This is a genomic window from Desulfofundulus sp. (assembly GCF_049701015.1).
Classification (GTDB): Bacteria; Bacillota; Desulfotomaculia; order Desulfotomaculales; family Desulfovirgulaceae; genus Desulfofundulus.
In genome coordinates this window covers 1-8,721 of record NZ_JBNATZ010000096.1, presented here as the reverse complement: position 1 = coordinate 8,721, position 8,721 = coordinate 1, and the positions used below count along the sequence as shown (strand labels likewise).

8 protein-coding genes and 1 pseudogene are annotated in these 8,721 nt (G+C 61.2%); 7 read left to right on the top strand and 2 right to left on the bottom strand.

The window, feature by feature from the left end; all coding sequences use genetic code 11:
* Positions 1-603: pseudogene (locus ACPLUI_RS07600) on the top strand (hypothetical protein); the annotation flags it as partial.
* On the opposite strand, the gene ACPLUI_RS07595 reads toward ACPLUI_RS07600, so the two are convergent.
* Positions 551-2,437 carry an FAD-dependent oxidoreductase gene (locus ACPLUI_RS07595; protein WP_424659666.1) on the bottom strand — a complete coding sequence of 629 codons (1,887 nt, stop codon included), beginning with the start codon at positions 2,435-2,437 and terminating at the stop codon, positions 551-553. The pseudogene ACPLUI_RS07600 and the gene ACPLUI_RS07595 sit on opposite strands and share 53 nt — an antisense overlap.
* Positions 2,438-2,631: 194 nt before the next feature.
* Here ACPLUI_RS07595 and fabZ point away from each other — a divergent pair, with 194 nt between their 5' ends.
* The 4 genes from fabZ (at position 2,632) to ACPLUI_RS07575 (ending at position 6,318) form a co-directional block, all read left to right on the top strand.
* The gene (gene fabZ / locus ACPLUI_RS07590; RefSeq protein ID WP_424659665.1) at positions 2,632-3,063 is read left to right on the top strand and encodes a 3-hydroxyacyl-ACP dehydratase FabZ; all 432 of its coding nucleotides are present in this window, start codon (positions 2,632-2,634) and stop codon (positions 3,061-3,063) included.
* Between the two features lie 165 nt (positions 3,064-3,228).
* Positions 3,229-4,296: a glycosyltransferase family 4 protein gene (locus tag ACPLUI_RS07585; RefSeq protein WP_424659664.1), complete on the top strand. Its 1,068-nt coding sequence runs from the start codon at positions 3,229-3,231 to the stop codon at positions 4,294-4,296.
* Positions 4,297-4,365: 69 nt separating this feature from the next.
* Positions 4,366-5,235, top strand: a complete 870-nt coding sequence (gene galU / locus ACPLUI_RS07580; protein WP_424659663.1) for a UTP--glucose-1-phosphate uridylyltransferase GalU — start codon at positions 4,366-4,368, stop codon at positions 5,233-5,235.
* A gap of 156 nt (positions 5,236-5,391) precedes the next feature.
* On the top strand, positions 5,392-6,318 hold the full coding sequence (locus tag ACPLUI_RS07575) for an SDR family oxidoreductase (RefSeq protein ID WP_424659662.1): 927 nt from the start codon (positions 5,392-5,394) through the stop codon (positions 6,316-6,318).
* Between the two features lie 10 nt (positions 6,319-6,328).
* On the opposite strand, the gene ACPLUI_RS07570 is transcribed toward ACPLUI_RS07575, so the two are convergent.
* Positions 6,329-6,463, bottom strand: a complete 135-nt coding sequence (locus ACPLUI_RS07570; RefSeq protein WP_424659661.1) for a hypothetical protein — start codon at positions 6,461-6,463, stop codon at positions 6,329-6,331.
* 157 nt (positions 6,464-6,620) lie between these two features.
* Between ACPLUI_RS07570 and ACPLUI_RS07565 the strand changes: the two genes are divergently transcribed.
* Positions 6,621-7,358 (top strand): YetF domain-containing protein, encoded by a 738-nt coding sequence (locus ACPLUI_RS07565; RefSeq protein WP_424659660.1) that lies wholly within the window; start codon positions 6,621-6,623, stop codon positions 7,356-7,358.
* Between the two features lie 178 nt (positions 7,359-7,536).
* The coding region (locus tag ACPLUI_RS07560; protein WP_424659659.1) for a phosphoglucomutase/phosphomannomutase family protein at positions 7,537-8,721 on the top strand (1,185 nt) is incomplete at its 3' end.

Genomic DNA, 8,721 nt, shown 5'->3' with positions numbered 1-8,721 from the left:
AAAAAGGTGGTCTGGTCTTACGGCTGGGGCAGGCCGGTGCCGCCGGGCACGCCCGGCCACCTGGCCAACCCTGTGCAGGCCGTCCGGCTGCCAAACGGGCACACCCTGATCGTGGACCAGGGCTTCACCGGGGGCCGGGTGCTGGAAGTCGACGCTAAAAAGCAGGTCGTCTGGCAGGTAGGCGACGGTACATATGCCGTGCCGCCCGCCCCACAGGGGGGTGCGCAGGGAACGGCAGCCGGCAGTGGGGTGGCTCCGGCCGGGACGGGTGCCGTCAATGCGCCTCCGGCCGGTACTGTGTCCGGGGCAGTCAGGCTGAAGCGCCCCACGGGTGCCCTGCGGCTGCCCAACGGGAACACGCTCATTGCCGATGCCGGTACTTCCACCCTGCTGGAAGTAACTCCGGACCGCCGGGTTGTCCGTTCCCTTTCCTGGAGGGATGCGCTGGCCGGCCTGCCCGTGATGAACCAGTGGCTGGCCGCTCCCCTGGATGAGTGCAGGGTGATCGTACCCCTGACGCTGACCAGCTCCAGGTCCCGGGTGCTGGTGGTCACTTTTCCAGCCTCGCTCCCATGCGGCGCAGAGTCTGCTGCACCCAGCTGATCTGGGTGGGGCCGAAGCGGGCCGGTACCTCCCCGAACAGGACGGCCCGGGCTGCTGCTGCCCCCGCCGCGTCCCCCAGCACGCACAGGTTGGGGATGACCCGTACTTCCGCCCAGGCCAGCGAGGAAGCACCTGTCGCATAACCGGGCACCAGCAGGTTTTCGGCCTGGGAGGTGACCAGCATGCGGTAAGGAAGGTAGACGGGGTTCCGCGGTTCCCCGCCCCGCCTCTCCCAATCGGGGCGGACGGTCCCCGTGACCGGCCAGGTGTAGATTCCGTCCCGTTTTAAGTCCTGGAACGTATAGGCGTTGATGTCCATGGCGTAATAAGCCAGGCCGACGCGGGTGGGGTAGTTGTACGCGTCGGCCCCGGGCCGGGTTGACCGTACCCTGTCCTGGCCTGTCTTTCCGGCACCGGTTTCCACAGGCCGGCCTCCCGTAGCCGCCCCGCCAGGTCCGCCCCCGGCTTCCTGGCAGGCCCTTGCCGTCAGGGCGTAGTTCGTGTTCTCCGTCCCGTGGCCTGCTTTTTCCGCGTCCAGAGGTATGTGGACGGTTTCCCGCAGGTAGAGTACATCTCCCACCACCGGCTCCCCCCGGCTGTCCCGCACCAGTTCCGCCCTGGCAAAACCGTAACGGTGCCCCGTAGCGGGGCTGACCGCGGAAAACTGCCGCAGCGCGTCCAGGAAGGCCGGGTTTTTTAATATCTCCACGGCTCTGAGCCGGGCGTTGTCCACATCCAGGCTGTCCTCACGCACGGTGGGGTAACGGGTGGTCCCCCTGTCCCGCAGGCAGGCCCTCCCGTCGACGTTGAAAACCACCAGGGCGTTTACCCACCATTCGGAACCGTCCCGCCCTTCTGAGGCGGCGTTCAGCGGCTTTATGGCCAGGCCCAGGGGGCCGTAGCGGTCGTTAAAGGCCCTGACAACCCGGCTTTCCCTGAAAGTGCGGCTGCCTCCCGCGATGCCCAGGCCGCCGCGCGGGTCACGGATAAAGGTCAGGTCGCCCACTTTCAGCACCTGCCCCGCCTCCAGAGGGGGCGTTTCCACGCCCCTTACCTTGAACATCAGCGTGGCCGCCTGCTGGCGGGCCAGCCCGGTGCTGGCTGGACGGGCCGTTTGCCCACCCTGTCTTGAATCCCGTTCCGACCCATCGAGGTACGCCGCCGGCCAGTCGTAGCGCCCGGCGGTGGTGGTCACTCCGGCCAGGCGCGCCAGGCGCCCGTCGTCCGAGGCGTCCACGAATACCTGTCCCTCAATCCGGCGCACGTCGCTGCCCCAGCTGGTCACCCCGTTCCTGCCGGGGAAAACTTCCCGCAGCACCAGCCGCACGATGCGCCGGGGGCGGCCGGTATAATCTACCGCTTCTATATCGTGGCACCAGAGAATAGAGATATTATCGTGTGTCGCCAGGTCTGCCCGGAGCAGGATGGCCATGGCTCCCGGGTTGTAAAACTGGCCCGCCTGCCTGTACCAGCGGGCGAAGGAGCCTTGAGCGACCAGGTGTCCCCGCCAGTACCGGGCATCAAAAAAGTTTTGCCCGCCGTTGGTCCCGATACTGCCCAGGGCCGGTACGGGGTCCGGTACCACCAGCAGGATGGACTTGTGCGGGGCGGCCAGGGCGGCGGTGCGGGCTGCGGCGCAGCCGGCAAAGCTGCCGCCGTAGATCACAATGTCGTAATGTTCCGCCCCGGCGGTTGAACCTGCGAGGTACCGGGCGGCCGGCAGCAGCAGGGGGAGGAGGAAGAAAAGGGCCGGCAGGACGAGTGAAAAGAGTCGGCATGTAAAATGCCTTAGCAGGTCCTCTCTTTCAAGCACAGGCTTTGTCCCAGTTTCCATCCCATTGTCCTTTCGTAAATTTTTTCCGGCAGAGGGTGCCGGGACAGGGCTTTCTGTGGTATAATATTCCTGTTTCAAGCTCAAAGTTTTCTGCCCCGGTTCCCGGTGCAGGTAACAGCTTGCACCGGGCCGGAAAGATTTGTAGTAGTATTTAAAGGAAGGAGTGTCAGCCCGGCGGCGGGCTGGAGAGGAACATGCTGGACGTACAGTCGATACAAAAGATTCTACCCCACCGGTACCCCTTCCTGCTGGTGGACAGGATTGTGGAAGTGGAAGAAGGGAAGCGGGCCGTGGGTATAAAGAATGTGACCATCAACGAGCCATTTTTTGCTGGCCACTTTCCCGGCCACCCTGTGATGCCCGGCGTCTTGATTATTGAGGCTATGGCCCAGGTTGGGGCGGTAGCTCTCCTGCAGGTGCCAGAATTTGCCGGGAAGCTGGCTCTTTTTGCAGGCATCGACAGGGCCCGTTTCCGGCGGCAGGTGGTGCCCGGCGACCAGCTGCACATTGAAGTTCAGGTCCTCAAGATGCGCGGCAACATTGGCAGGGCCGCGGGACGGGTCATGGTGGGAGACCAGCTGGCGGCAGAGGCGGAACTGATTTTTGCTGTGGGACAGGGGGACTGATCAAATTTTCCTTGAACGGGCAATAAGCTAAAAAAGCTTGTCCAGAATCCACCGCACCCCGTTTATCACCCTCCGACATCATATGACGCGGTTTGTAGTTATTAAGTTCATGGTGGTACAATACCACTGATATTATGGGTTATTGTCGGTTGCGGAGGGATAGGCTTGTTCAAGGTAATGCTGGGCCTGTTGCTGGCCACCGGGATTACCCTGGCGGCAACCCCATGGGTGCGGCGGCAGGCTTTCCGTTGGGGAGCGGTAGACCGGCCGGATGCCCGCAAGGTGCACAGGGGAATTATGCCGCGCCTGGGCGGCCTGGCGGTGTACGCGGGTTTTGTGGCGGCCGTCCTGGCCACCATGCACCTCACGCCTGGCATTTGCGGGCTGCTGCTGGGGATGACGCTTATCACGCTCCTCGGCGCAGTGGATGATATGCGGGGTCTTTCACCCCGCGTGAAGCTGGCCGGGCAGGTAGCTGCGGCACTGGTCCTGCTGCCTTTCGGCGTTCAGGTATATTTTGTCACCAACCCCTTAAACGGCCACATAATCGAACTCGGCTGGCTGGCTGTCCCTGTTACCATCTTCTGGGTGGTGGCTGTTGCCAATGCGGTCAATTTAATTGACGGGCTGGATGGTCTGGCCAGCGGCGTCTCCTGTATCGCCGCCCTGACCATGGCTGTGGTGGGCTGGACGCAGTGGAAGTTTTTCGGTGCCGCAGGCCAGCGGGAGGTAATCGTGCTGGCGTTGATCCTTGCTGCGGCGCTGGTAGGCTTTTTGCGCTACAACTTCCACCCGGCCAAAATCTTCCTGGGTGACTCCGGTTCCCTGCTGCTGGGTTATGCACTGGCCGTCATGGCGGTTATGGGCTTGACTAAGAGCGTGACTGCCGTTTCGGTGCTGGTCCCCATGGTTATCCTGGGCATCCCCCTGCTGGATACCTTTTTTGCCGTGTTGCGGCGCTATCACAGGCACCGGCCTATTTTCCAGCCTGATAAGGAACACCTGCATCATCAACTGCTTGCCCTCGGACTTTCACACCGGCAGGCCGTGCTGGTAATTTATGGCATCAGCGCCCTGCTGGGAGCCAGCGCGGTGGTGTTGAACCTGGTGGCTACCGACCAGGCCCTGGCTCTGCTGGTCATACTGGCCGTTTTGACCATTACCGCGGCCAACAGGGTGGGCGTGATCGGTGGAGCACCTGAAAAGGATCGACAGGTCTCGGGCAAATTATAGCTTGCGATACAGCAGCGGTCCTGCCATGGTGTAGGGCCGCTTATTTCATTTAGATGGGGGTGTTGGATTTTGCAGATCCGTAAGGCTATCATTCCGGCGGCCGGGTTGGGTGTGCGTTTTTTGCCGGCCACCAAGGCCCAGCCCAAGGAAATGTTACCCGTAGTCGACAAGCCCACCATCCAGTACATCATCGAAGAAGCGGTCCGTTCCGGTATTGAAGACATCCTGATTATCACGGGCCGTCATAAGCGGGCCATAGAGGACCATTTCGACAAGTCTCCGGACCTGGAGGAGCAGCTGAAAGCCAGGGATAAAATAGAACTTCTGGAACTGGTTCAGGATATCAGCGAAATGGTTGACATATATTATGTCAGGCAGAAAGAGCCCAGAGGCCTGGGCCATGCCGTTTACTGTGCCCGAAAGTTCATCGGCAACGAACCTTTCGCTGTGCTACTGGGCGACGATATAGTGCGCAGCAGAACACCGTGCTTGAAACAGCTTTTAAACCTCTACGAAGAATTGCCCGGCACCATCCTGGCGGTGCAGGAAGTGCCTCCGGAAGACGTGAGCAAGTACGGGATCCTGGATGCGGAACCCATCAGGGAGGGTGTGTACCGGGTGCGGGACCTGGTTGAAAAGCCTGCCCGTGAAGAGGCTCCCTCCCGCCTGGCCATCATGGGTCGTTACATAATTGACCCGCGCATCTTTGATATACTGGCCGAAATACCGCCCGGGGCGGGCGGGGAAATCCAGCTCACCGATGCCCTGCGGGTGCTCTGCCGCGAACAGCCCGTGTACGGCCTGGCCTTTAAGGGGCGGCGCTACGACGTGGGAGATAAGCTGGGTTACCTGAAGGCCATGGTGGAGTTTGCCCTGGAACGCCCGGACCTGGGCGAGGAATTTGCGGCCTATCTCAAGGAGGTTGTCCGGACCCTCTGAGGGCCCGGCAGGTACGGGAGCCGGTGGGAAAGGCCGGCTGTAAGTGTCCAGTCAGGCCGCTCTGTTAACTGCAAGGGCACGGCGTTTCCAGAGCGAGCGATTTTGCGGAGCGCCGGTGCCCCTCTTTGGCTACATAAGAAACGAAAGGAGTCGATCATGCGGATTCTGGTTACCGGCGGTGCCGGATTTATTGGTTCTCACGTGGTGGAACAGCTGGCGGCCTGCGGGGCGGATGTCGCGGTGCTGGACGACCTTTCCAGGGGAAGCCTTTCCAACCTGCACCCTGCAGCCAGCCTTTATCACGGTGATATCCGGGACGAGGAGTTCGTGCGGGAAACCCTGGCACAGTTCCGGCCCCTGGTGGTCATTCACCAGGCGGCGCAGGTGGACGTCCGGGCCTCGCTGGACGACCCGGCCCGGGATGCCGCGGTCAACATAGGCGGAACCATAAACCTGCTGGAGGCGTGCCGCCGCACCGGGGTGGAAAAGGTGGTTTATGCCTCCTCGGCGGCGGTTTACGGGGACCCCCTCTACCTGCCCGTGGACGAAGAACATCCCGTCCGCCCCCTGGCAGGGTACGGTATTTCCAAGCATACGGTTGAACACTACCTGGAAGCCTACCGGGGTCTTTATGGGCTGGATTATACCGTGCTGCGCTACGCCAATGTTTACGGCCCCCGGCAGGACGCTGCCGGCGAGGGGGGCGTGGTGGCCGTTTTTGTCCACCGGCTGCTGCGGGGTGACGTTCCCTGCATCTTTGGTGACGGCGAGCAGACGAGAGATTTTGTGTACGTGGGGGATGTGGCCGCGGCCAACCTGGCTGCCGTGAAAAAAGGCGGCGGCCGTGTGCTCAATGTGAGCACCGGCCGCGCTACCACGGTCAACGAGTTATACGTGCTGCTCCAGCAGCTTACCGGGTGCAGGGCAAAGGCCCACTACCGCCCGCCCCGGCCCGGGGATATTCGCCACAGCTACCTGTCCTGCAGCCTCGCCCGCGAAGTCCTGGGGTGGCAGCCCCGTACGGACCTGGCTGCTGGCCTGCGTCTGACGGTGGAGTGGTACAGGAAGAATGGCGGCTGTTAAGGAAAGGCGGCTATTTATGAACGGCTCTTGAGCCCGCCCGGCTGCCGGCGTTCTTGCTCTTCCGCTCCTCCTGGAGCTGCCTGAGATATTCTTCAAACATCTTTTGCCGCTTCTGGAGCTGTTTGAGCAGTTTTTGGCTGTTCATGATTTTTACCTCCCCGGACCATATTATTACCATAATATGGATGAGCTAAACCCGTACTTCGGCCCGACCCCTGATGTTCCGGCTCTCAAGAGGTATAAATTCCCTGACCTCCGGTAAACTAAGGCTTGTAAATTAATACTTACGGAGGGAAGGGAAGATGAATCCTTATCTGCAAATTCTCATCCGGGGAGTGGGAGCCTTTGTGGGGGTGCTTGTGATTACCCGGGTGGTGGGCAAATCTCAGGTCGGCCAGCTTACGGTGGCGGACTTCGTCAACGCCATCGTCCTCGGCTCCATTGCCGCTTCCATGGTGACGGACCTCAAGGAAAACGGCTGGTATTACGCCTTCGGGCTGCTGCTTTTCGGCCTCCTGACGGTTCTGGCCGAATATGCTTCGCTGAAGTACCGCCCGCTGCGCAAGGTGATCGAGGGGGAACCCACAGTGGTCATCCATAACGGTAAGATCCTGGAAAATAATATGAAAAAGTTGATCTATAACATTGACGACCTCATGATGCAGCTGAGGGAAAAAAATGTGTTCAACATTTCCGATGTCGAATTTGCCGTGGCTGAGCCGAACGGGCAGTTGAGCGTGCTCTTGAAGAGCCACAAGCAGCCCCTCACGCCCTCCGATATGCAGATACCCACCAAATACCAGGGCATTCCTTCGGAACTTATCGTGGACGGCGTGGTGATCCAGCAGAACCTGAAGCAGAACAACCTCACCGAAGACTGGCTCTACCGGGAACTGGAAAAGCAGGGCATCAAATCGGTCAAGGACGTCATGTACGCCAGCCTGGATACGGAAGGCAACCTTTATGTGGACAAAAAGGAAGACACCATGCAGCACGTCACCGATATTACCGACAAACTTCCCGGTAAGATGCCGCAGTAGGTGTGCGTGGTGCATGGGAATGACCGTCCGCCCGCTTTCACGGGGCGAGCTGCTTGAGCGCCGCTCGGGAGACAACTGTTAATCCGGTTGCGGGCAGAAGGCAAGCAGCCACTTGATGTTGAGCTGTGAAACGACAGGCGGCTTCTGCCGCTACCTTTTGACAAGGGGGGATCTTTACTTGCCTGCGAGCATATCCTTTGGTACCGACGGCTGGAGGGGCATTCTGGCCCGCGATTTCACCTTTGATAATGTGGCCCTGGTAACCCGGGCGGTGGCTGATTACCTGGAAGCCCACCGGCTGGCCGAAAAGGGTGTGGTGGTCGGCTACGATAACCGTTTCCTGTCGGAGCAGCTGGCTGCTACGGTGGCCGATGTCTTCACCGCGCGGGGCATCCCGGTCCACCTTACCGGAAGGGCCACGCCCACCCCGGTCACCGCTTTTGCCATCAGAGAGTACCGGGCCGGGGGGGCCGTAATGCTGACAGCCAGCCACAACCCGCCTGAATATAACGGTTTTAAGTTCATCCCCGAATATGCCGGGCCGGCCCTGCCCCATATCACCAGGGAGATCGAAGATAATATTCACCGCCTGCAGGCAGCCGGGGAACACCCGGGCGCCCCAGCCGGACCTCCCGGGGCCGCCGCCCGCGAGATCGACCCCCGGCCCGCTTACTTCGAGCACATCCGAAAGCTCGTTGACCTTGAGGCCGTCAGGAAGGCCCGCTTGAAGGTTGTCGTGGACCCCATGTACGGTGCAGGTATCGGTTACCTGGAGGATATTCTGGCCGGTGAGGGTATCCAGGTTGAGGTGATCCATAACCGGCGGGATCCCCTTTTCGGCGGCAGCCTCCCCGAGCCCACTGGAAAGTCCCTTGGGGAACTGCGCTCGCTGGTCCTGGAGCGTAATGCACACCTGGGGCTGGCCCTGGATGGTGATGCCGACCGTTTCGGCATTATTGACCGGGACGGCACTTATATTGCACCGAACCTGTTCCTGCCCCTGCTGTACTACCACATGCTCGAAACCCGGGGCGAACGGGGGCCGGTAGCCCGGACGGTGGCCACCACCCACCTGCTGGACCGCCTGGCCCGCGCCTATGACCAGGAAGCGTATGAGACGCCGGTTGGCTTTAAGTACATCGGCCAGCACCTGCTGGAGAAGGGCTGTCTTTTAGGAGGGGAAGAAAGCGGCGGTTTGTCGGTCCGCGGGCACATTCCGGAAAAAGACGGCATTCTGGCCGGGCTTCTGGCAGCGGAAATGGTGGCCGCACACGGCAAAAGCCTGGCCGACCTGGCCTCCGGCGTATGGTCCCGCTTCGGCCGCCTCTACAGCGAGCGGCTGGACGTACATACTTCGGCGGAG